We start from the raw sequence: 23,236 nt of genomic DNA on the forward strand, positions 1-23,236 counted from the left end.
CTATAGCGCCCCGCATGACAGACACGAACGGCATGACCGACGAAACCGACCGCGCGGAGCGCCTGGCCGAGATCCGCGCGCGAATCGCCAAGGCCGCCGAGATCGCCGGTCGCAAGCCCGAGGACGTCGCCTTGATCGCGGTGTCGAAGACGCATCCGGCGGCGGCGATCGAACCCCTGCTCGAACAGGGTCAGCGGATATTCGGCGAGAATCGCGTCCAGGAAGCGGCGGACAAATGGCCAGCGCTCAAGGCGCGGTACCCCGACGTCGTCCTGCACCTGATCGGGCAATTGCAGTCGAACAAGGCGGCGGACGCGGTCGCGCTGTTCGACTGCATCCATGTCGTCGATCGTCCGTCGCTGGTCACGGCGCTCGGCAAGGCGATGCGCGAGAGCGGACGGCGGCCCGACTGCTATCTCCAGGTGAATATCGGTGATGAGCCGCAAAAGGGCGGCTGTGCGATCGCCGACCTGCCCGCGCTGCTCGACGCGGCGCGTGCGGCCGACCTTCCGGTCGCGGGGCTGATGTGCCTGCCCCCAGCCGATGTCGAGCCCGCACCCTATTTCGCGCTGCTGGCAAAGCTTGCGCGCGATTGCGGGCTGTCGGGGCTGAGCATGGGCATGTCCGACGACTTCGAGACCGCGGTGACGATCGGCGCGACGCACGTCCGGATCGGCAGCGCGCTGTTCGGCGCGCGGGGGCATCGCGCATGACCGGCGCAGTCCGGTTCGACGCGCTGCTGTTCGATTTCGACGGTGTGCTGATCGACAGCGAGGCGCTCGGCAACCGGCATATCGCCGAATGGCTGACCGCCGCGGGGCATCCGATCACCCCGGAGGAGTCGATGGCGAACTTCATGGGGCTTGCCGGGCCGCAATTCGTCGACGCGATCGAGCGCTGGATCGACCGGCCGCTGCCCGAGTCGTTCTACGCGGCGCGCAAGGCGGAGGACGACCGCGTTATGGCCGCGGGTATCGAGGCGATCGCGGGTGCGGTCGCCTTCGTCCGCGCCTTGCCGGCCGATCTGCCCAAGGCGATCGTCTCGTCGAGCCCGACTCGCTGGATCGCGCGGCACCTCGACCATATCGGCCTGCGCGACGCGTTCGGCGATCATCTCTACAGCGGCCGCGAGCATGTCACGAACGGCAAGCCTGCGCCTGACCTCTATCTGTATGGGGCCGAACGGCTGGGCGTCGACATCGGCCGGACCGCGATCCTCGAGGATTCCCCGGTCGGCGCGACCGGCGCGGTGGCCTCGGGCGGCTATGTCATCGGACTGTCCGCGGGGTCGCATTGCGGGCCGGACCACGGCGCGCGGCTGAAGGCGATCGGCGTCGATGCGCTGGCCGACGATTTCGACGCGGTGGCGCGTGTCCTGCGAGACGGTGCCTAGGTCCGCCGCCTGCGCAGGATCGCGCCGACGCCCGCCACCAGGTCATAGGGGATCGCCGCAGCCTCGCGTGCGCGCATCTTGATCTGGTAGCGGCGGCTGCCGCCATGCGGGACGTGGATCGCGCTGGCGGGCATTCCCAGCATCGCAAACAACATGCGGATGCGGGGCTGGTGATAGCCGTCGGTGCAGATCATGCACTGGGCATAATGCCCCGCGCGGGCGAACCGGGTGGCTGCGACCACGCTCTGCAGTGTATCGAGACTGGCTTCGTCGAGATGGATCCGCGACCGATCGACCGTTTCCGCCAGCCGGTCGGCCATCACCGACGCCTCCGACGGACCATGACGGCCGATCGCCCCCGAACAGAACAGGTCCGCCTCGGTATAGCGTGCCGCCGCCGCTGCCGCGAACGCGATCCGTCGCTTGAGCGTCGGGCTCGGGCTGCCGTCCGCACGCACCGCGGCGCCGAACACGACGATCAGCCGCCGCGAGGGAGGTATATCGATCAAAGCTGATGCCCGGTGCGGTCGCGCTTGGTCGCAAGATAGCGGGCATTGTGCGGATTCGCGGGCAGCGCATGGGGAACGCGCTCCGCCACCGTCACACCAGTCGCTTCGAGTCCGGCGACCTTTGCCGGATTGTTGGTGAGCAACCGGACCTGGTTCTGGCCGAGCAGGCTCAGCATCCGCGCGGCAACACCGAAATCGCGTGCATCGATCGCAAAGCCCAGCCGGGTATTGGCGTCGACCGTGTCGAACCCCTGATCCTGCAGCGCATAGGCGCGCAGCTTGTTGACCAGGCCGATGCCGCGCCCCTCCTGACGCAGATAGAGCAATATGCCCCAGCCGCTGTGCTGGATCGCGTGGATTGCGGCGTGGAGCTGCGGCCCGCAGTCGCATTTGAGGCTGCCGAGCACGTCACCGGTCAGGCATTCGCTGTGCAGCCGGACGAGCGGGGCATCGCCATTCGGCTGCCCGATCAGGAGGGCGATGTGTTCGTCGGCGCTTTCCGGCGAACGGAAGGCGACGATCTCGGCATCCTCCGCACCCTCGACCGGCAGCCGCGCCCGCGTCGCGATGACGAGCCGGGTCGCATCCTCATGCGCCTCGATATCGGCGGCGGTCGCGGTCGCCTCGGGCGCCCCGCTGCCCAGGAAGAAGGCGGGCAACAGCCCGGCGATCCGTGCCAGCCTGAGCGCCGCCGCCGCGGCGTCAGGGTGCGGGACGGGCAGGGTGCGGAACGGACCCTTGAGCGGCGTCGCGAGGTCGAACTGCGGGTCGGCAAGCGCGGTCGCGGCAGGAAAATCGATCCAGGGCGCGCGATCGACCAGGACGGGGGCGGTCGGGTCGGCCGCCTCGAGCTGATTGGCGAGCTTCAGCGTCACCGCCCGTCCAGACGAGATCAGCACCCCGCCGGTCGCCGGTGGATCGAATGCCGCGAGCCGGTCCGCGTCCGCCGTCTCGACCGCGAGCAACGTCAGTCCGTCGATCGCGATCGGCCAGCCGCGGCGCAGGGCATCGACCGCGCGGGCCGCGGCGCGCGGATTGGGGCGATCGCTCAAAAGGCGAACTCGGTCAGGATCGGGATATGGTCGGAGGGCTTGAGCCAGCTGCGGCACGGCTCGAAGACGTGATGCGCGATCGCGGCCTCCGCGGCCGCGCCCGTCGCCCACATGTGATCGAGCCGCCGCCCGCGATCGGACGTCGCCCAGTCCTTCGCGCGGTAGCTCCACCAGGTGAACAGCCGCGCAGGGGCGGGATGGAAGCGGCGGCCGAGATCGACCCAGTTTCCCGCTGCCTGGAGCCGGGCCAGCGCCTCGACCTCGACCGGCGTATGGCTGACGACGTCGAGCAGCTGCTTGTGGCTCCAGACGTCCGCCTCAAGCGGCGCGATGTTGAAATCGCCGACCAGGATCGTCGGGCCGCTTAGCGTTTCCGACCAGCGCGTCATCCGCTCGAGAAAGTCGAGCTTCTGGCCGAATTTCGGATTGGCGTCGCGGTCGGGGACGTCGCCGCCAGCTGGAATGTACACATTCTCCAGCCGCACGCCGTTTTCGAGGCGCACGCCGACGTGGCGGGCTTCGCTGTTCGCTTGCCAGTCGAACCGGTCGTCGGCGACGATCGGCACCTTGCTCAGGATCGCGACGCCGTGATGCATCCGCTGGCCGTGGAGCACGATATGCTCATAGCCGAGCGCGCGGAACGTCTCGAAGGGGAAGTCGTCGTCGACGACCTTGGTTTCCTGGAGGCACAGGATGTCGGGCGCGGCTTCCTTCAGAAACTGCTCGACGATGGCGATCCGGAAGCGGACCGAGTTGATGTTCCAGGAGACGATTTTCACGCGTGCGATGTAGCGCCGCGTGGGGGTGGCGACAAGGATCGCGCGGCGGCGTGCCGATCAACGAAAAGACCCCCGCTCCGGGGGCGTGGAGCGAGGGCCGACTCAGCGTTCGTCACGCAGGCAGACAATGGGGACACCATCCGGGCAACAGGGGGAAAAATCCCGAATGCCCCACATCCGCGACTCAGCCCCTAGCGCCAGGAACCTGTCGCCGGGATGAATGAAACGACAATGCCGTTCATTTTCAGGAGGTGACCAGACTCACCGGGTCCGGCGCGGGTCGTTCCACCGGAAGGTGTTGTCGCTGACCGGTCCGCCGAATTTCTGCTTGGACAGGCGTATGGTGGTCCGGTTGTTCTGGCTGTCGAGCGCGACCCAGCCTTGCAGCATCAGCCCGCCGGGGGCGGCGGCATCGCGTGCGAAGACCAAGGTGATGCGGCCATATTCGGGATGCTTGGGGTCGTTCGCCTCGACCGAGACGACGCGGTTGTCATAGCCGGGCACCAGCTTGGCATAGCGCGTGATGTCGCGACTCGGGTCGAGCAGCACGCCGAGCGGCGAGTTCTTGATCGGCCAGCGCTGCACCTGCTTCACCGAATAGTCGATGAAGGTCAGCGCGCCGCCCTCGGCGACGATCAGGATCGGCACGCCCTTCTCATACTGAAACCGCAGCTTGCCCGGCTTCTTGAGCGTCAGCACGCCGGTCAGCACCTTGCCGTTGCGATCCGCCTGCGAAAAGTCGGCGGTCATCGTCGTGACCGATTGCAGGTGCTTCTGGACGGCGGCGAGGTCGCCGGTCGCCTGTGCGGCGATCGGCGACGGCACGGCGGCGACCGAGAGGGCGGCGATCGTCGCGATCACCGCGGGGCGGGTGTTGAACATCGAAATCTCCTTGGACGCCGGGCAATGCCGGGCCCGGCTTGAACGGGTTGTGAACTGGGATGCGTGAGGATCGGGTCATCGCCGCCAGAGCCTCCGTCATCCTGGGCCTGACCCGGGATCCAGCGCCGCATAGGCCGGGTCTTGGGGCTCTGGATCGCAGCCTTCGCTGGGATGACGGGCAGGGGTGTGCTGGACGCCCCCCTCAACCCCTCAGATCGCATGCCCTTCGGTATCGCGCAGGACCTCGCGGCGTCCGACATGATCGGGCCGGCCGACGATGCCGTCCTTTTCCATCCGCTCGATCAACCGTGCGGCCGAGTTGTAGCCGATCCGCAACTGCCGCTGCAGCCACGAGGTCGACGCCTTTTGCGATTCGCAGACCAGCTGGATGGCGTTGCGATATTGCTGGTCCTCCGCCGAATCCTCGCCGGTCGGGGAGCCTTCGAGCGTGAAGCCGTCCTCGGGCTCCTCGGTTACCGACGAGATGTAATCGGGCAGGCCCTGCGACCGCCAGTGATCCGCCACCAGCCGGACCTCGTCATCGCTGACGAACGGCCCGTGGACGCGGACGATGCCCTTGCCGCCGGGCATGTAGAGCATGTCGCCCTTGCCGAGCAGCTGTTCGGCGCCCTGTTCGCCGAGAATGGTGCGCGAATCGATCTTCGACGTGACGTGGAAGCTGATCCGCGTCGGCAGATTGGCCTTGATGACACCGGTGATGACGTCGACCGATGGCCGCTGAGTCGCCATGATCAGGTGGATGCCCGCCGCGCGCGCCTTCTGCGCCAATCGCTGGATGAGGAATTCGACCTCCTTGCCCGCGGTCATCATCAGGTCGGCCAGCTCGTCGACGATCACCACGATCTGCGGCAGCACGTCATATTCGAGCTTCTCCTCCTCGTACATCGGCGCGCCGGTGTCGGGGTGATAGCCGGTCTGCACCTTGCGCCCGAGCGGTTGCCCCTTCGCCTTGGCACCGCGCACCTTGTCATTGAAGCCGGCGAGGCTGCGCACGCCGACCGACGACATCTGGCGGTAGCGATCCTCCATCGTCTCGACCGCCCATTTCAGCGCGCGCACCGCCTTGGCGGGATCGGTGACGACCGGCGACAGCAGATGCGGGATGTCGTCGTACATGCTCAGCTCGAGCATCTTCGGATCGATCATGATCATTCGGCACTGGTTCGGCGTCAGCTTGTACAGCAGCGACAGGATCATGCTGTTGAGCCCGACCGACTTGCCCGACCCCGTCGTCCCGGCGACGAGCAGATGCGGCATCGGCGCGAGGTCGGCGATCACCGAATCGCCCGCGATGTTCTTGCCCAGGATGATCGGCAGCTGCGCGGCCTGATCCTCGAACGTCTGGCTGCCGACGAGCTCGTGCAGCGACACCGCCTCGCGCCGTGCATTGGGCAGTTCGATGCCGATCACATTGCGTCCCGGGATCACCGCGACGCGTGCGGAGATCGCCGACATGTTGCGCGCGATATCGTCGGCCAGTGCGATCACGCGGCTCGCCTTGATGCCGGGCGCGGGCTCGAGCTCGTACATCGTCACGACCGGGCCCGGCCGCACCTCGATGATCGATCCCTTGACGTGGAAATCGTCGAGCACATTCTCCAGCAGCCGCGCGTTGCGCTCGAGCCCGGCCTTGTCGACGACATTGCCCTGGCTCGGCGGCGACGGCGTCAGCAGGTCGACGCTCGGCAGCGTGTAATTGTCGCGCAGGTCGAGCTGGCGTTCCTTGGGTTTCGCCTGTGACGGCGCGTTCTGGCGGTCGGCGATGACGGGCGCGGGGCGTGGATCGGGTTCGGCGATCGCGCGCGGCTCGACGGGCTTGCGCGTCAGCGTCAGCGGCTCGTCCTCGTCGTCAGGCCCACCGACATAGCCGTCGGCCCCGTCATCATAGCCGAGCGCCGGGATCCGGTTGCGCCGGAAGCGCCACTTGCGCTCGCCCAGATCGATCTCGATGCTCTTGCCCCAGACGATCGCACCCGCGATCGCGGCGACCAGGCCGACGGCGCGCGCCGACCAGAGTTCGGCGACCGGCTGGCCCAGGAATCCAAGACCCCAATGCACCGCATTGGCGACCGACAGGCCGATGATGCCACCCCAGCCCGCGGGGAGTGCGAGCACCGACGCATCGGACACGAAGGCGAGCGCGCTGGCCATCAGCGCGACGCCGAGCGCCGCGCCGCGCAGCATCCGTGCCCAGCGTCCGACCGGCAGGTCCCGCCACAGCCGCATCGCAAGGATCGGCCCGACCGGCAGCAGCAGCGCGACGGCGGGGCCGAACAGCGACAGTGCGATATCGGCGAACCACGCGCCCGGCGGCCCGATCAGGTTGGCCGGATAGCCGCCCGACGCGGTGTTCAGCGCCGGATCGCTGGCATGATAGCTGGCCAGCGCCAGCGCCATCAGCAACGTCGCGACGAACAGCGCGATCGCGGCGATCAGCGCGCCGCTGCGCACCGCCCCCGCCTTTACCGTCTCACGCCATAAGGCTGGCTGCGCGCGGCTGGCCATGACCTCAAATCCTTCAATGTGCGAAAATCCGACTTTTCATCGCGCCGGGCGGGTCCGACGTCAAGGCGAGCACGCGACAACACGGGTTAAAGCGACCCCGGATCGGCGTTGGCAGCGGCGGGCGGGCGGGATAGAGCGGCAACATGGACACAGATGTACTCATCCTCGGTGGCGGGCTTGTCGGTGCGACGCTCGCCGTGGCGCTCGACGTGCACGGCATCTCGACGATCGTGATCGATCCGGCGGACCCCGCCGTCACGCTGGCGCCGGGTTTCGATGGCCGCGCCTCGGCGGTGGCGAGCGCGAGCCACCGGATGCTCGATGCGATCGGCGTCGGCGCGACGCTGGCCGGGCAGGGCTGTGCGATCCGCCAGATCCGGGTCAGCGACGGGCTGGAACCGGGCAAGCTCGATTTCGTCCCCGCCGCGGACGACGGCGCGCTGGGCACGATGTACGAGAACAAGCTGCTCCGTCACACGCTGTTCGATGCCGCGAGCGCGGCGGCGCATGTCGACCTGCGGATGATGACGCGCGCGACCGATCTCGACCGCAGCGCCGCGGGGGTGACCGCGACGCTCGATTCGGGCGCGGTAGTCCGCGCGCCGCTGGTCGTCGTCGCCGAAGGGCGCAAGTCGCCGACGCGCGAGGCGGCCGGGATCACGATGGCGCACTGGTCCTATGATCACACCGCGATCATCGCCGCCTTTCATCACGAACGCTCGCATGAGGACGTCGCCTACGAGATCTTCTACGCCAGCGGCCCGTTCGCGCTGCTGCCGCTGCCCGACGATGCGGAGGGGCATCGCTCGGCGATCGTGTGGACCGTCGACACGAAAAACGCCGCGGGCATGCTCAAGATGGGTGACCGCGCCTTCCTCGCCGAAGCGACCAAGCGCATGGGCGGCTTTCTCGGCGAGCTGTCGACGCTGACGCCGCGCTCTTCCTATCCGCTCGGCTTTCAGCACGCCGCCCGGATCACCGACGCGCGGCTCGCGCTGGTTGGCGATGCAGCGCACGGTATCCACCCGATTGCGGGACAGGGGCTCAATCTCGGCTTTCGCGATGTGGCGACGCTCGCCGAGGTGCTGGTCGAGGGCAAACGGCTCGGCCTCGACCTCGGCGATGCGGCGCTGCTCGCGCGCTACCAGCGCTGGCGCGGGCTCGACACGTTCATGACCGCGGCCGCGACCGACACGCTGACCCGGCTGTTCGGCATGCCCGGCAAGACCGCGAGCGCGGTGCGCCGCTTCGGCATCAGCGCGGTCAACGCGCTACCACCGCTCAAGGATCGCTTCATGGCAGAGGCGCGCGGCGAGAGCGGCGACCTGCCCAAGCTGCTTCAGGGCCTGACGATCTGACCATCACCCGTCCGCGCGATCTGGCGATCGTGCGGGCGGGACAGCAGCATGACGGCGAGTGCGGCGCCGACTAGGCACATCAGCATGTCCCACTGCGTATCCCAGGGGTCGCCCTGCGTACCGAGAAACGCGTCCGCGCCCTCGCCGAGCGAAACCGCCGCGCCGAATTCGATCAGTTCGTACAACGCGCTGATGGCGAGGCAACAGGCGAGGACGGTGATGGTCAGCAGCCGTGGCGAGGCGATATGCCGACCCCGGATCAACAGCTCGCGCAGCACAATCGCGGGGACGAAGCCCTGGATCAGGTGACCGAACCGATCATAGGGATTGCGCGCGAGATGCAGCCAGTCCTGCACCATGAAACCGACCGGGACGCGGGCATAGCTATAGGCGCCACCCAGCATCAGCACGAAGCCATGAAACGCGATCAAGAACAGCGCCAAAGGGGTGAAGGCGAACCGGTGACGCAGCGCCACCAGGATCGGAAAGGCGATCAGGACGGGCGCCACCTCCATCCACCAGGTGGCGCGGTCGAAGGGCGACCATCCCGATGCCGCGAGCCCGATGCTCCAGGCCGCCCCCAGAACGACGAGGCGGCGGTCGGGTTTCGACATCAGGCGGTTGCGGCACCATCGGTTGGCCGCGCCTCTTCGACCAGCATCACCGGCACGCCGTCGCGGATCGGATAGGCAAGGCCAGCCGCATCGGAGATCAGTTCCTGCGAGGCTTCGTCGTAGCGCAAGGGCGTGCGCGACACCGGACAGACGAGGCGTTCGAGCAGCCAGGGATCGAGCCCGCTCATTGCAGCGTCACCTGTTCGTCGCCGTCATGTCGCCCGAAGAACTGCATCAGCTGGATGATCAGTTCGGCACGCGTTTCGATGTCGGGAGCCTCGAGCAGCGCCTGCTTGGCGGCGGAATCAAACGGGGCGATCTGCGCGATGCCGTTGACCAGGCTCTCATCGTCGAGCCGCGCGACCGCGTCCCAGTCGACCGCATAGCCCTGCACGTCGGCAAAGCGACGCGATTCGAGTTCGAGCGACGAGCGCCGGCCGAGCGACAGCGTGTCGTCCTCGATCACCGGCAGCAGTTCTGCCTCGACCTGGCGGAAGGGCGTGGTGACATCGAGTTCGCGAACGATGCGGAACATCGCGACGCCCTCAAGCACGACATTGTACCGCCCGTCCTCCAGCGCCTCGACTTCGGCGATCTTGCCGACGCAGCCCAGTGCGTAGAGCTCTCCATCATCACCGCGCGGCTGGATCATGCCGATCCGCCGGTCGCGCGCCATCGCGTCGCTGATCATCGCCCGATAGCGCGGCTCGAACAGGTGCAACGGCAACTGCATGCCCGGGAACAGCAGCGCGCCGGGCAGGGGGAAGATGGAGAGCCGGGTCGTCATCCGAACAGGATCGCAGACAGGCGCCGCCGCTGTCCAGAGACCCAGGGATCCTCAAGGCCCACCACCTCGAACAATTTCAGCAGCTGCGTCCGCGCGGCGCTCTCGTTCCAGTCGCGATCCGCGGCGATGATGGCGAGGAAGCTGTCCGCGGCGGCATCGCGGTCGTTCGCCGCCATCTGGCCATTGGCGAGTGCGAAGCGTGCGGCCAGGTCGTCTGGTGCTGCCTCGACCGCGGCGATCAGCGGTGACAGGTCGGCGACCGGCGGCGCGGACTGGGCCAGCGCCAGCGCGGCCTGCGCGCGGTGGATCGCCGGATCCTTGGCGATCGCGGGGTCCAGATTCGCAAGCCAGTCCGCCGCCTCGTCGAGCTGCCCGGTCAGGACGAGCGCGCGGACGAAGCCGGCATGGACCGCGGGGTGCTCGGGCGCCATGTCGGCGATCTGGCGGAAGATACCGAGCGCGCGTTCCCCGTCGCCCTCGGCAAGGACCTCCTCACCCATCGCGATCAGCGGTTCGATGTCGGGGGCGTCGGTATTGGCCTCCGCTTCGATCGGCAGCTGCTTGAGCAACTGATCGAGGATCACGCGTAGCTGTGAATCGGTGCGTGCGCTGGTCATGTCGGCGACCAGCTGTCCCTGGTACATCGCATAGACGGTCGGGATCGACTTGATCTGGAATTGCGCGGCAATGAACTGGTTCTTGTCGGTATCGACCTTCGCCAGCACGACGCCCTTGTCCGCATAATCGGCGGCGACCTTTTCGAGCGTCGGCCCGAGCGCCTTGCACGGCCCGCACCATTCCGCCCAGAAGTCGATGATCACGAGTTTCGTCATCGACGGTTCGACGACATCGCGACGGAACGCCTCGACGGCGTCCTTCTCGGCAGGCGACATTCCAAGCGTGGCCAACATACACTCCCGTATTGAACTCTGCGCTATCTGGGGCGGCGGCGCGGTGATTGCCACCATCTTACCGACACTCTCAATGGAAGTCGCGCGACTTGGGCAGGACACGCACGTCGCGGGGATGCTGCGCGCGCGAGGGTTGCGACAGAGATGACCGTGAATCCGGACTGCGCGTCGGGGCGGAGCGGACCACTTCGTCCGCGCGGCACAGTGGCGCGTCGAGCGCATGGTCCTCGGACAGGAACCGGAGCATCGCGCTACGATCCTGGACGCGCGATGCGATCAGATGCGTGACACCCTCCTCGCTGCGCTGGATCACCCCTTCGAGAACCATCAGCCGCGAGGCCATCACGGCGCGGCGGTTCGCCTCGAAATCGCGCGCCCAGATCAGCCCGTTGGTGACGCCGGTCTCGTCCTCGATCGTCACAAAGATCGCATTGCCCTTGCCCGGACGCTGGCGGACGAGGACGATGCCCGCGACCCTGGCGCGCCGGCCGTCCCTGGTGGCACAGGCCTGCGCGCTCGACAGGATCCCCTCGGCGGCGAAGCGATCGCGCAGAAACGCCATCGGATGCGCCTTCAGCGACAGGCCGGTCGTCTGGTAATCGGCGGCGACCTGTTCGGACAGCGGCATCGCGGGAAGCTGTGCATCGGGTTCGACGCCCAGCTCGGGCACGTCGGCGGCGGCGAACAGCGCGAGCTGTTTGGGCGGGGTGCGGCGGACGTCCCACAGCGCCTCGCGGCGATCCTTGGCGAGCGAGCGGAACGCATCCGCATCGGCGAGCAGGTTCATCGCGCGCTGCGGCAGGTCGGCGCGGCGGGCAAGGTCCTCGATCCCGGTAAAGCGCGCGCGCGTGCGCGCCGCGACGAGATTGTGCGCCCATTCCGCGCGGAACCCGTCGACCTGCCTAAAGCCGAGGCGCAACGATTCCTGCCCGGCCGTGGTGCCGGCTTCGAGCCTATTGTCCCACAGGCTCGCATTCACATCGACGGGCAGCACGGTCACCCCGTGTTCGACCGCGTCGCGCACCAGTTGTGCCGGAGCGTAGAACCCCATGGGCTGCGAATTGAGCAGCGCGCAGGTGAACACCGCGGGGTGGAAGCATTTGATCCACGACGAGACATAGACCAGACGCGCGAACGACAGCGCGTGGCTTTCGGGAAAGCCGTAGGATCCGAACCCCTCAATCTGTTTGAAACAGCGTTCGGCGAACTCCGCCTCATAGCCACGGCGAACCATGCCGCCGATCAGCTTGGCCTGGAAGTTATCCATGCCGCCGACCTTTCGAAACGTCGCCATCGACTTGCGCAACTGGTTCGCTTCGCCCGGCGTGAACCCCGCCGCGACGATCGCCAGCTTCATCGCCTGTTCCTGGAACAGCGGCACGCCATAGGTGAAGCGGAGCAGCTGCTGGAGTTCGTCGGGCGGGCCGAAACGCGGGTGGGGCGAGGGGAAGTCGACCTTTTCCTTGCCGCTGCGGCGGCGGAGATAGGGATGGACCATGTCGCCCTCGATCGGTCCGGGGCGCACGATCGCGACCTGTACGACCAGATCATAGAGTTTGCGCGGACGCAGCCGCGGCAACATGTTGATCTGCGCGCGGCTTTCGACCTGGAACACGCCGATGCTGTCGCCCCTGCACAGCATGTCATAGACACGATCGTCCTCGGCGACGGCAATCGTGTCGAGCAGGTGATCGCCGTGGCCATGCTCGCGCATCAGGTCGAAGCTCTTGCGGATGCAGGTCAGCATGCCGAGCGCGAGGATATCGACCTTCATCAGCCCCAGCGCGTCGATATCATCCTTGTCCCATTCGATGAAGGTGCGGTCCACCATCGCACCGTTGTGGATCGGCACCATTTCGTCGAGCCGTCCCTGCGTCAGCACGAACCCGCCGACATGCTGCGACAGATGCCGCGGGAATTCGAGCAGCCGGTCGACCATCTCACGAAGCCGCGCGATCTCGGGATTGTCGGGATCGAACCCGGTTTCAGTGAAGCGGCGTTCGTCGAACCGGCTCGAAAAACTGCCCCAGACCGTGCTCGTCAGTTTCTGCGTCACGTCTTCGGTCAGGCCCAGCGCCTTGCCGACCTCGCGCACCGTGCTCTTGGGGCGATAATGGATGACCGTCGCAGCGATCGCCGCGCGGTCGCGGCCATAGCGACGATAGATATACTGCATCACCTCCTCGCGCCGCTCATGCTCGAAATCGACGTCGATATCGGGGGGCTCGTCGCGTTCGCTGGACACGAAGCGCGAGAAGAGCAGGTCGTATTTCATCGGATCGACCGAGGTGACGCCGAGCAGATAGCAGACCACCGAATTGGCCGCCGAGCCGCGCCCCTGACACAGGATCGGCGGGTCGCAGCTGCGCGCAAACCGGACGATGTCGGAGACGGTCAGGAAGTAATAGGCGTAGTTCTTCTCGCGGATCAGCGTGAACTCCTCATGGAGCAGCGCCAGCATCCTGTCGGGTACGCGGTCATCATAGCGTTCGAGCGCGGTCTGCCATACGAGATGCTCCAGCCAGTCCTGCGCCTCCCATCCCGGCGGAACAGGCTCATGCGGATATTCGTAGCGCAGGTCGTCGAGCGAGAACGCGATCCGCGCCATCAGGCGGGCGCTTTGCCCGACCGCATCGGGACGATCGCGGAACAGCCGCGCCATCTCGTCTGTGTCCTTCAGATGGCGTTCGCCATTGGCGGCGAGCAGGCGACCGGCCTTGTGGATGCTGGTGCCCTCGCGGATGCAGGTGACGATGTCGTGCAGGTCGCGATCGTCGGGATAGGCATAGAGCGCATCGGTGGTCGCGAGCACGGGTATGCCCGCGGCGTCGGCGAGCCCCGCCAGCCGTGCCAGCCGCCGCCGATCGCGTCCGCCGCGCGGCATCGTCACGCCGAGCCAGACACAGTCCGCCCCCAGCCGCTTCACCGCGTGGAGGACGCTCGACAGGTCGCGATCTCGGCGTTCGGGCAGCGTGTCACCGTCGGGCAGCGGCGAGACGGCCGTTGCGCCACGCGAGCTGCTCTCGGGCATCACCACCAGCATCATGTCGGCATGATGCGCGATCAGGTCGCCGAGCCCGAGGATGCAGCCGCCTTTTTCAGCGCGACGGTTGCCGACGGTGAGCAAACGGGTCAGGCGCCCCCAGCCACGCCGGGTCGAAGGATAGGCGACGATGTCGGGGGTCCCGTCCTCGAACACCAGCCGCGCCCCGACGATCAGCCGGAAGTCGATCGGCGGCAGCATCATCCCCAACAGTCCGTCTTTGGCCTTCTTCAACGCCTGGTGCGCGCGGACCACGCCGGCGACGGTATTGCGATCGGCGATGCCGATGCCGCCAAGGCCCAGCTCGACCGCGCGACCGACCATGGTTCCGGCATCGCTCGCGCCGTCGAGGAACGAGAAATTGGTCGCCGCGACGAGTTCGGCAAAGGCGGAATCGGAAAAGGCGGTCACGGCGCGGTCATGCGAAGACGCCGTGGAGATACCAGCGCGGGGTCTCGACCTCCGAATACAGGCCGTGCCGGAAGATCCAGAAGCGGCGGCCACGGCGATCCTCGACCCGGTAGTAATCGCGCGTCGGAATGTCCTGACGCCGCCACCATTCGCCTGCGATCCGTTCGGGGCCTTCGCTGTGCGCGACGTCGTGGACGGTGCGGCGCCAGCGGAACCGGTGCGGCGGACCGTCCGGAACCTCGGCCATCATCGATTCGATCGGGTGCGGCGGATCGAACAGATAGATCGGGCGCAGCGGCGGTTCGCCCGATTCGGGGGCGGACCACGGCGCCGGGCGTGCACTGACCGCGGCGGCATCCGCCGCCGGCAGCATCAGTTCGGCCTGTTCGGGAATATGGCTGTCACGCGCCGCGAACCGCCTTACCCGTGCCCGACCGAGCCGCGTGCCGAGCTGGTCGACCAGTTGCGCCACGTTCCGGTTCTGGCCGTCCCGGTCCTGGCCGTCTCCCTTCTGCCCGCCCTCCAGTTTCAGCTGAGTCGCATCCAGTCGTTCGGCGAGCGCGATGTCGAGGCGGATCAGGTCATAGCCGAAGCCGGGGTCGAGCGGGTCGGCGAGACTGTCGATCCGTTCGCGGAACAGCCGCATCAGCACGGCGACGTCGCGCGTCGGCTGGCCCGTCTCGATCCGCAACCGCTGGACAAGCCCATCGGCGCGAAACAGTCTCGCCTCCCAGCGCCTGCCACCCTCATGGCGTTCGGCGAGCTGGATCCCTGCCTCGGTCGCAAGCTCGGACAGGATCTCGAGCGCATAGTCGATCCGCGCGATCGGTTCGGCAAAGCGGCGTTCGACGCCGATCCTTGCGACCGTCTGCCGCGGCACGATCGGCCCTTTCACTGATCCGTCGAGCCTGCGGATCATCATTGCGGCGTCCTCGCCGAATCGCGCCGCGATCACGCTGAGCGGGCGTGCCATCACGTCGCCCACCGTCTTCAACCCGGCGCGCGACAAGGCGGTCGTCGCATCGTCGTCGAGGCCGAGGGCAGCGACCGGCAGGCGCTTCACCGCGCGACGTTCGTCGGGGGCAGGCGCCCCGGCGAATCGCGCGAGCGCCCGCGCGGTATCCGGCGTGTCGCCAAAGGCATGTCGCACCAGCAGGCCGCGGCGGGCCAGCCGTTCCTCGAGATCGGCGGCAAGCCGGCGCTCTCCCTCGAATTCATGGACGCAGCCCGCGATGTCGAGGATCAACCCGTCCGGGGCATCGAGCGCGACCGACGGGGTATAGCGCTGACATCCGTCCGCCAGCCGTTCGAGCCATTCGTGATCGGCATGCGGATCATGCTGATAGGTTTCGAGTCCGGGCACGCGCGCCCGCGCATCGGCAAGCGTTAGCCCGGGTTCGAGCCCGGCGCGAAGCGCTTCGCGGTCGAGCGACTTGAGCCGTACCCCGCCCGCAACCGTCTCGACGAACGCGATCGGTGCCTCAGCCCGTCCGACGAACAGATGGGGGCGCATCGTCCGCAGCCGCTCGATCGGCAACCATGGGAATACCAGCGCCAGATAGCGGCGCGGTATCGATGCCGGTTTCAATGTCGGGTTGGGGGAGGGCTTGTTCGAAGTCATACGCGTCACGATTCCACTCCACGCGCCAGCGCAGGCCGGCCTGGCCTCCGCGTCGACGCAGCAATTCGATATCGAAGGCCGGCTTGCCCGGGGCGTCCGCGTCCAGCGGTTGCGACCGGCACGATGTCACCTGCCATCGCGTCGCGGCGGCGCTGGGCACGGGGGCCGCATCGATCCTGAGGCTGAGGATGGTCACGCCCGAGGTTTCGGCGGCCAGCATCAGCCGACGCGTGGCCGTCAGGTCGATGCTCGCCGCCCGACCCCAGGATTCGATGACCAGTGTTCCCAGCCCCTGGCACCGTGCGGCATCCGCGGCGGTGCGCAACAGGCTGGCCTCGTCATCGACCAGCGCGAGCACCAGCGACGAGACGTCGAGCCCCATTTCCACCAGACCGCTCGCATGGAGCCGCCCGCCCTGGCGCTCGCTCGCCTCGGTGCGCAGCCACAATAGCGGCACCGCTCGCGCGGCGAGAGTCGTGGCGACCGCGAAACCCGCGGCGCTTGCCGAATCGTCGACCGACGCGAAGATCTCGTGCAGCTGAGCCTTGGCCATGCCTTCGGTCATCCAGGCCTCGACCGCCCGGCCATCGCGCTGCGATGGCAGGCCGGTCGTCGCAATCCGCTTGAGGCGGGCGATCAGGGCGGTCGAGTCGTTCACAGTTGTTCTTGTAATGTTCTATTGGGGGAGTCGCCAAGGACAATCTTCACGATGGTCGCTGCAAATTTTGCAAAGAAGGCGCTTGCCGGATCCGAAACCCCGGGCTAATAGCGCGCCTCACCCCGCCACCGTGTCGTTACTGACCGGCGGCACAGGCGCCAGAGCGGGCGTAGCTCAGGGGTAGAGCACAACCTTGCCAAGGTTGGGGTCGAGGGTTCGAATCCCTTCGCCCGCTCCAGTCGCTGCCTCGAACGGCAGCGGCTTTCGCCGATCGGGTGATTCCAAGTATCCTCATCAGACCATCAGATGCTGTCACGCCGTGCGTACGGCATGCTTGATCTATGTATGCCGGACGATGACGATTTGTAGAGGCGGACCTGACCGATAGCGGCGCTGCGTTGCTATAAATTGGTCATCTACCGCTATATTCGGAGCCGTCCGTGTCCGTTGATCAAGTTTCGTCGCGTCTCGCATTCATGGAAATGGGAGCCGATCAGCAGGCGACCGTCGCCGCCGTCCGGCCCTTGATCGAATCGCTGATTGGCGGCGCGCTCGACAAATTCTACGACCGGGTCCGCAATCAGCCCGAAACCTCGCCCTTCTTCCGCGATGCCGGCCACATGACTTCGGCCAAGTCGGCTCAGGCCACGCACTGGATGAACATCGCGCGAGGGCAGTTCGACGCGAGCTTCTATGACAGCGTACGGCGGATCGGGACCGTTCACGCGCGGATCGGGCTCGAGCCGCGATGGTATGTCGGCGCCTATGCGCTCGTTCTCGAAAATCTGCTTGAGGGGATCGGCCGCCACTACAGCCCCTGGCGGCGGCTGGTGAAGGGGCTCCGCCCGCCGAGCGCGACCGATGCCAGCATCGCGATCGTCAAGGCGGCGCTGCTCGACATGGAATTGTCGCTGTCGGTGTATTTCGAGGAAGCCCAGGTCGAACGCAACGCGGCGATCACGACCATGGGCAAGGCGCTGAACGCGCTCGCCGCCGGGGATCTGTCGACGACGCTGACGGGGCTCCCGGCCAGCTTCGCGCCGCTCGAGGACAGCTATAACGACGCGCTCAACCAGTTGCGCACCCTGATCGGCGCGGTGTCCGAAAGCGCCACCGCGATCCGCACCGGATCCAACGAGATCGCGCAGGCGTCGGAGGATCTTGCCCGCCGGACCGAGAGCAATGCCGCTTCTCTAGAGGAGACTGCCGCGTCGGTGACTCAGATGGATGGCCGGCTTCGCGCCTCCGTGACCGCGGCCGGCCAGACGGTCGAACGTGCCGATCAGGCGATCGCGACGGTCGGGGGCGGTCGTACGGTGGCGGATCTGGCGGTACAGGCGATGGGCCGCGTATCGGACAGCGCCAAGGGCATCGACAGCGTGATCGAGGGGCTGGACAAGATCGCCTTCCAGACGCGCGTCCTGGCGATGAACGCCGCGGTCGAGGCGGGAAGGGCCGGCGATGCGGGTCGCGGATTCGCGGTCGTGGCCGATCTGGTATCCGCGCTCGCCATGCGTGCGGAGGAAGAGGCCAAGCGCGCGCGCGATCAGCTGACGGTGACGCAGACCGACATCGTCACCGCGGTCGATGCGGTGACGAAGGTCGATGGCGCGCTCGCGGCGATATCGGACGACGTGGCGCAGGTTCACGCCCTGCTCGCCACCATGGCGCGGGACAATCAGGCCCAGTCGGTCGCGATCACCGAGATTTCCGCGACGATCGGGACGATGGACCAGACGACGCAGCAAAATGCCGCGATGGTGGAGGAAACGTCGGCGGCGGCGCGCAACCTAGCCGCCGAGGTGGGCACGCTGGCCGACCAGGCCCGACGGTTCCGCACCGGCGACTCCCGCGCTGGCAGACCGCCGGTCGCATCTCCGAAACAGGATTATGGCCAGCCCGAAAGCTATACGTCGCCGGTCAAGCCGCTGCCGCCAGCCGCAATCCCGGCGATGGTTCGCCACGAGGACGACTGGAACTCCTTCTGACGCCCGAAAGCGCCTATCGCAACAGGCTTCGGCCGGTCGCGATAGCGGGGTGTCTCAGGGGGCGGGTACGGCGACCGGCGCCTCGGTCTGCGTCGATGTCGCGACCGGTGGCAGCACCGGGGTGGTGACCACGATCGGGCTGGGCTGGGGCTGACCCGCCTGACCAATCAGCGCCGTATTTTCCAGTATATCCAGCGCCTTGCGCGCGACGATGTAGCGGCGGGCGGCGTCCATCCAGTTGCTCGCCTGCGTCGCGCCGGGCAGGCGCTCGACCTCGGCGCGGGCCGCCTCGACCTGGCCGGCCTCGAGCAGACGACGCGCCCGTGCAAGGCGGTCTGCCGGCATGGGCGAGGCCATGCTCTCCTCGCGCAGCACGATCAGGTTGCTGAATTCGCGCCGCACGGTCTGCAGCCAGCTGTCATTGGTCGTCCCGTTGGTGCTGGTGATCTGCGGCGCGATCGTATCGAGCCCCTGGCGCAGATCCTCGATGGTGACCGGCTGGTGCGCGGCCTGGATCACCGCGGCCGTGGCGCGCGGCTGGGCGCGCCCGAAGCGCAGCCGCAGCTGCTCCTCGATATAGCCCAGTCCGACCCCACGATCGATCGCCCGACGCGCGGCGAACGCGACCATCAGGCCTTCCGCGCGGGTCGCCTGACCCCCGGCTGCCATCGCGTCGCTCGACACGGCCGCGGTCCGGGCCTCGAGCGCGGTAAGCTGGCCGGCCAGCGTCGCCTCGCGCGTTGCCAGCATTGCGGTGTCGATCCGCGGCTGTTCGCCATTTGCGTTGAGCGGTTGCGCGGGGGTGAAATCGGGATTGCCCGATGCTGCCGCGGCCGTGGTCGATCCAGCGGTCGTCAGACCGGTGCGCTGACCAAACCATGGCATTGTTTTCAGCGCATAGCCCATCGCCACCGATCCGGCGATAAAAGCCAGTCCGATCACTATGATGATAACACCCAGGCGGGGGCCGCGTGCCCGGGGACGCTCGATCGGCACGTGGTCGCTCATGACGCGCTTATCCCCGCGACGCGCGTCAGGGTCAATCGCGCGCTTTGCGGCGATCGTGACGAGCGCATCGTCGGTGGGTGTCTCCGCCACGACCAGCGCGGCCCAGCCGCTGCCCGCGGCGTCGGCCGCGGCTTGGCTGATCGCAGCGATCGTGACGCGCGACCGGTCGACGCCGGCCTGTGCGACATGCTCGGCGAACGCACGCGCGGCGCGGGGCGAATGAATCAGCACGAGCAGGTTTTCGTGCCGAGGCAACACGCTATCGCCGATCCGCAGCGCCTCACTCGCATAGACGGTGCACGCGACGACGCCCGGGCCGGTCGGCCTGCGATCGCGGCCCGCCGGGTGGAACAGGCGGTCGAACCCGGATGCCCGCGCCGCGTCGATCGCGGCATCGACGTTGCCGGTGCCGGTCACCGCGACATTGAAACCGGCGCGCCGGGCGGCGGCGGCGGTGGCGTCGCCGACTGCGATCACCGGCAGCGCCTTGAGTGTGTCGGGCAGGGCGCCATGGCGAACCGCGTTCGCGCTGGTCAGCAGAACGGCATCGAACCCGCCAAGGTCGGGCGACGTCCAGGCAACGGGCACGACCGTGAACACCGGCATCGCCAGAGGCTCGAGCCCCAGTCCGCGAAGCTTGGCGCACGTGTCGGCATTGCCCGGTTCGGGGCGCAGCACGACGATACGGGTCATGCCGCGAACAGGCGCCGGACGCTGGCGGGGGCGCGGGTCAGCAGGTCGAGGGCGAGCGCGGTACCGAGATCTTCGTCGATCCCGCCTTCGATCGCGCCGGCGACGTCGCACGACCCGTCCTCGGCGATCAGTTCGCCGCGCAGCGTCAGCGTCTCGCCGGCGAGCGAGGCAAGGGCTGCGACCGGCGAATGGCAATCCGCCCCCAGCCGCGCGAGCAACGCGCGTTCAGTCCGGACGCACAGGCTGGTATCGGCGTGATCGATCGCCGCGACGATCGCATGGGCCGGCTTGCCGACCAAGGTCTCGATTCCGACCGCGCCCTGCGCCGGCGCGGGCAGCATGATGTCGGTGGGGATGGCATGACCGATCGCCGTGCGTCCAAGGCGATCGAGCCCGGCGGCGGCGAGCAGCGTCGCATCCATGTCCCCGGCCGCGACCCGCGCTAGCCGCGTATCGACGTTGCCGCGGATCAGCACGATGTCGAGATCGGGGCGCGATCGCAGCATCTGCGCGCGTCGCCGCGGCGAGCTGGTGCCGACGACAGCACCCTGGCGCAAGTCGGCAAGCGTTTCCGCGCCGATCAGCCGGTCGCGCACGTCCGCGCGCGGCAGCATCGCGGCGATCTGCAGGGTCTGCGGGCGAATCGTCTCGACATCCTTCATCGAATGCACGGCGCAATCGATCTCGCCGTCGTGCAGCGCGCGATCGAGTTCCTTCGTCCACAGCGCCTTGCCGCCGATCTCGGCGAGCGCGCGATCCTGCACACGGTCGCCCGTGGTACGGATCACGACGGTCTCGATCCGATCCGGGGACCAGCCATGCGCGGCGCACAAGGCGTCGCGCACCATGCCTGCCTGCGCGAGGGCGAGGGGCGAGCCGCGCGTGCCGAGCCGAAAACTAGTCATGACGCCTGCATGCAGAAACGCGGCGCGTTCGACAAGCGTGAGGACAAGCCTTGTCCGGCGCGATAGGGATATGGGATGATCATTCTGGGTATCGAATCCTCCTGCGACGAAACCGCCGCCGCGCTCGTCACCGCCGATCGACAGGTGCTGGCGCACCGGTTGCTCGGGCAGGAGGCGGCGCATGCGCCGTTCGGCGGGGTCGTGCCGGAGATCGCGGCACGCGCGCATGTCGAGGCGCTCGAGCCGCTGATCGTCGCGGCGCTGGCCGATGCGGGGCTCAAGCTGGCCGATGTCGATGCGATCGCCGCGACGGCCGGACCGGGGCTGATCGGTGGCGTCATGGTCGGGCTCGTCACCGGCAAGGCGCTCGCGCACGCCGCGGGCAAGCCGTTGATCGCGGTCAACCATCTGGAAGGCCATGCGCTGTCGCCGCGGCTGTCCGATCCCGATCTCGCTTTCCCCTATCTCCTGCTGCTCGTGTCGGGCGGGCATTGCCAGTTGCTGCTGGTCGAAGGGGTCGGCGCCTATCGACGACTCGCGACGACGATCGACGATGCGGCCGGTGAGGCGTTCGACAAGACCGCCAAGATTCTCGGCCTTGGCTTTCCCGGTGGCCCCGCGGTCGAGCGCGCCGCCGCGCTGGGTAATCCAAAGGCCGTGCCGCTGCCGCGCCCGCTCAAGGGTTCGGCCGAACCGCATTTCTCCTTTGCCGGTCTCAAGAGCGCGGTCGCGCGGGTCGTCGGGGACTATCCGCCGGAGGATATCGCCGCGTCGTTCCAGGCCGCGGTGGTCGATTGCCTGATCGACCGCACGACCAAGGCGCTGAACGGTCTGAGGGTCACACCCACCGCGCTGGTCGTCGCGGGCGGGGTCGCGGCGAACGGCGCGGTCCGCGGCGCGCTGCAGACGCTTGCCGCGACCCGCGGCCTGCGGTTCGTCGCGCCGCCGCTCTGGCTGTGCACGGACAATGCGGCGATGATCGCCTGGGCCGGGGCGGAGCGATTCGCCGCCGGACTGACCGATCCGCTCGATACCGCGGCCCGCCCGCGCTGGCCGCTCGATCCCGACGCCGAGGCGGTGCGCGGCGCAGGGGTGAAGGCATGAAGATCGGCGTCATCGGTGGCGGCGCCTGGGGCACCGCGCTGGCACAGGTCGCCGCGCATGAAGGCCGCGACGTCATCCTGTGGGCGCGCGAGCCGGCCGTCGTCGACTCGATCAACGCCACTCATGCGAACGCGCTGTTTCTCGCCGGCGTCGCGCTGTCGCCGACGATCCGCGCCACCGGTGATCTCGACGCGCTGGCGGACATGGACGCGATCCTCGTCGTCGCGCCGGCGCAGCATGTCGGCAGCGTGCTCGCCGCCGCGCCGGTCGGCGGCATCCCGCTGGTGCTGTGCGCCAAGGGGATCGAGGCGGGGAGCAAGCGGCTGGTCGGCGAGGTCGCGCGCGCGGTGCATCCCGACGCGCCGATCGCGGTGCTGTCGGGGCCGACCTTCGCGCATGAGGTGGCGGCGGGGCTGCCGACCGCGGTGACGCTCGCCTGCGAGGACGAGGCGCTTGGCGAGGCGCTCGCGACCCGGCTCGCGGCGCGGCATTTCCGGACCTATGCGTCGACCGACGTCGCGGGCGCGGAGATTGGCGGGGCGGTGAAGAACGTGCTCGCGATCGGCTGCGGCGTGGTCGAGGGCGCCGGGCTCGGCCAGAATGCGCGTGCGGCGCTGATTGCGCGCGGCTTTGCCGAGATGACGCGGTTCGGGCTCGCGCGCGGCGCCCGCGCGGAGACGCTCGCCGGGCTGTCGGGGCTCGGCGATCTCGTGCTCACCTGTTCCTCGACGAGTTCGCGCAATTTCTCGCTTGGCGTCGGGCTGGGGCGCGGCGAGGCCGCCGCCGCGTTGCTGGCTGATCGCCGCACGGTCGCGGAAGGCGCATTCACTGCCCCCGTGCTGCGCGAGGCCGCGCGCGACGCGGGCGTCGACATGCCGATCACCGAGGCGGTGTGCCGCCTGCTCGAAGGCGCCCCGGTCCGCGACGTGATCGGCGACCTCCTCGCGCGGCCGCTCAAGGACGAGGCGGGCTGACAGGAGGCGATTGCTTCATC

Annotated in this window: 20 protein-coding genes and 1 tRNA gene; 7 read left to right on the top strand and 14 right to left on the bottom strand. The window is 68.1% G+C overall.

Going from position 1 to position 23,236, the window contains the following annotated elements; genetic code table 11:
- The first annotated feature begins 32 nt into the window (after positions 1 to 32).
- Together IFT71_RS11380 and IFT71_RS11385 are read left to right on the top strand one after the other, a co-directional pair.
- Positions 33 to 713: a YggS family pyridoxal phosphate-dependent enzyme gene (locus tag IFT71_RS11380; protein ID WP_192141259.1), complete on the top strand. Its 681-nt coding sequence runs from the start codon at positions 33 to 35 to the stop codon at positions 711 to 713.
- Positions 710 to 1,393, top strand: coding sequence for an HAD family hydrolase (locus IFT71_RS11385; RefSeq protein ID WP_192140877.1), 684 nt, complete (start codon positions 710 to 712; stop codon positions 1,391 to 1,393). The genes IFT71_RS11380 and IFT71_RS11385 overlap by 4 nt, the downstream gene beginning before the upstream one ends.
- Here the strand turns inward: IFT71_RS11385 and IFT71_RS11390 are convergent.
- The 5 genes from IFT71_RS11390 to IFT71_RS11410 form a co-directional block, all read right to left on the bottom strand.
- Positions 1,390 to 1,902: a YdcF family protein gene (locus IFT71_RS11390; protein ID WP_192140879.1), complete on the bottom strand. Its 513-nt coding sequence runs from the start codon at positions 1,900 to 1,902 to the stop codon at positions 1,390 to 1,392. The two genes, IFT71_RS11385 and IFT71_RS11390, sit on opposite strands and share 4 nt — an antisense overlap.
- The gene (ribA, locus tag IFT71_RS11395) at positions 1,899 to 2,954 is read right to left on the bottom strand and encodes a GTP cyclohydrolase II (RefSeq protein WP_244654872.1); all 1,056 of its coding nucleotides are present in this window, start codon (positions 2,952 to 2,954) and stop codon (positions 1,899 to 1,901) included. The genes IFT71_RS11390 and ribA overlap by 4 nt, the downstream gene beginning before the upstream one ends.
- Positions 2,951 to 3,733: an exodeoxyribonuclease III gene (locus IFT71_RS11400; RefSeq protein ID WP_192140880.1), complete on the bottom strand. Its 783-nt coding sequence runs from the start codon at positions 3,731 to 3,733 to the stop codon at positions 2,951 to 2,953. Before IFT71_RS11400 ends, ribA begins: the two co-directional genes overlap by 4 nt.
- Positions 3,734 to 3,994: 261 nt before the next feature.
- A complete protein-coding gene (locus tag IFT71_RS11405) occupies positions 3,995 to 4,615 on the bottom strand; it encodes a LolA family protein (RefSeq protein ID WP_031395416.1) in 621 nt (206 codons plus the stop codon).
- Positions 4,616 to 4,825: 210 nt separating this feature from the next.
- Complete coding sequence (locus tag IFT71_RS11410) at positions 4,826 to 7,141, bottom strand: DNA translocase FtsK (RefSeq protein WP_056406624.1); 2,316 nt, start codon at positions 7,139 to 7,141, stop codon at positions 4,826 to 4,828.
- A 143-nt stretch (positions 7,142 to 7,284) separates the two neighbouring features.
- Here IFT71_RS11410 and IFT71_RS11415 point away from each other — a divergent pair, with 143 nt between their 5' ends.
- Positions 7,285 to 8,499, top strand: coding sequence for a UbiH/UbiF/VisC/COQ6 family ubiquinone biosynthesis hydroxylase (locus tag IFT71_RS11415; RefSeq protein ID WP_192140881.1), 1,215 nt, complete (start codon positions 7,285 to 7,287; stop codon positions 8,497 to 8,499).
- Here IFT71_RS11415 and IFT71_RS11420 read toward each other — a convergent pair.
- From IFT71_RS11420 to IFT71_RS21455, 7 genes are all read right to left on the bottom strand, one after another.
- Entirely contained in the window at positions 8,481 to 9,113 is a 633-nt protein-coding gene (locus IFT71_RS11420) for a DUF2238 domain-containing protein (protein WP_192140882.1), read from the bottom strand. The two genes, IFT71_RS11415 and IFT71_RS11420, sit on opposite strands and share 19 nt — an antisense overlap.
- Positions 9,113 to 9,301, bottom strand: coding sequence for a Trm112 family protein (locus IFT71_RS11425; protein WP_192140883.1), 189 nt, complete (start codon positions 9,299 to 9,301; stop codon positions 9,113 to 9,115). The genes IFT71_RS11420 and IFT71_RS11425 overlap by 1 nt, the downstream gene beginning before the upstream one ends.
- A complete protein-coding gene (locus tag IFT71_RS11430) occupies positions 9,298 to 9,900 on the bottom strand; it encodes an LON peptidase substrate-binding domain-containing protein (protein ID WP_031395355.1) in 603 nt (200 codons plus the stop codon). Before IFT71_RS11430 ends, IFT71_RS11425 begins: the two co-directional genes overlap by 4 nt.
- A complete protein-coding gene (locus IFT71_RS11435; RefSeq protein ID WP_056673149.1) occupies positions 9,897 to 10,793 on the bottom strand; it encodes a tetratricopeptide repeat protein in 897 nt (298 codons plus the stop codon). The genes IFT71_RS11430 and IFT71_RS11435 overlap by 4 nt, the downstream gene beginning before the upstream one ends.
- Positions 10,794 to 10,881: 88 nt before the next feature.
- A complete protein-coding gene (locus IFT71_RS11440) occupies positions 10,882 to 14,265 on the bottom strand; it encodes an error-prone DNA polymerase (RefSeq protein ID WP_342212638.1) in 3,384 nt (1,127 codons plus the stop codon).
- A 7-nt stretch (positions 14,266 to 14,272) separates the two neighbouring features.
- Positions 14,273 to 15,778, bottom strand: a complete 1,506-nt coding sequence (locus IFT71_RS11445; protein WP_244654910.1) for a Y-family DNA polymerase — start codon at positions 15,776 to 15,778, stop codon at positions 14,273 to 14,275.
- Positions 15,747 to 16,544: an ImuA family protein gene (locus IFT71_RS21455; protein ID WP_031395349.1), complete on the bottom strand. Its 798-nt coding sequence runs from the start codon at positions 16,542 to 16,544 to the stop codon at positions 15,747 to 15,749. Before IFT71_RS21455 ends, IFT71_RS11445 begins: the two co-directional genes overlap by 32 nt.
- 163 nt (positions 16,545 to 16,707) lie before the next feature.
- Here IFT71_RS21455 and IFT71_RS11450 point away from each other — a divergent pair.
- Positions 16,708 to 16,782: transfer RNA gene (locus IFT71_RS11450), tRNA-Gly, on the top strand.
- Between the two features lie 238 nt (positions 16,783 to 17,020).
- Positions 17,021 to 18,532 (top strand): globin-coupled sensor protein, encoded by a 1,512-nt coding sequence (locus IFT71_RS11455; RefSeq protein WP_192141266.1) that lies wholly within the window; start codon positions 17,021 to 17,023, stop codon positions 18,530 to 18,532.
- 54 nt (positions 18,533 to 18,586) lie between these two features.
- On the opposite strand, the gene IFT71_RS11460 is transcribed toward IFT71_RS11455, so the two are convergent.
- Entirely contained in the window at positions 18,587 to 20,233 is a 1,647-nt protein-coding gene (locus IFT71_RS11460; protein ID WP_192140884.1) for a uroporphyrinogen-III synthase, read from the bottom strand.
- Positions 20,230 to 21,138 carry a hydroxymethylbilane synthase gene (gene hemC / locus IFT71_RS11465; protein WP_056406608.1) on the bottom strand — a complete coding sequence of 303 codons (909 nt, stop codon included), beginning with the start codon at positions 21,136 to 21,138 and terminating at the stop codon, positions 20,230 to 20,232. The genes IFT71_RS11460 and hemC overlap by 4 nt, the downstream gene beginning before the upstream one ends.
- Before the next feature lie 75 nt (positions 21,139 to 21,213).
- On the opposite strand from hemC, the gene tsaD reads away from it, so the two are divergent.
- Together tsaD and IFT71_RS11475 are read left to right on the top strand one after the other, a co-directional pair.
- Positions 21,214 to 22,242 (top strand): tRNA (adenosine(37)-N6)-threonylcarbamoyltransferase complex transferase subunit TsaD, encoded by a 1,029-nt coding sequence (tsaD, locus tag IFT71_RS11470; protein WP_192140886.1) that lies wholly within the window; start codon positions 21,214 to 21,216, stop codon positions 22,240 to 22,242.
- Entirely contained in the window at positions 22,239 to 23,216 is a 978-nt protein-coding gene (locus tag IFT71_RS11475) for an NAD(P)H-dependent glycerol-3-phosphate dehydrogenase (protein WP_192140888.1), read from the top strand. Before tsaD ends, IFT71_RS11475 begins: the two co-directional genes overlap by 4 nt.
- Positions 23,217 to 23,236 lie beyond the last annotated feature (20 nt).

The sequence above is a fragment of the Sphingomonas sp. CFBP 13733 genome (genome assembly GCF_014841795.1).
Taxonomy (GTDB): domain Bacteria; phylum Pseudomonadota; class Alphaproteobacteria; order Sphingomonadales; family Sphingomonadaceae; genus Sphingomonas; species Sphingomonas aerolata.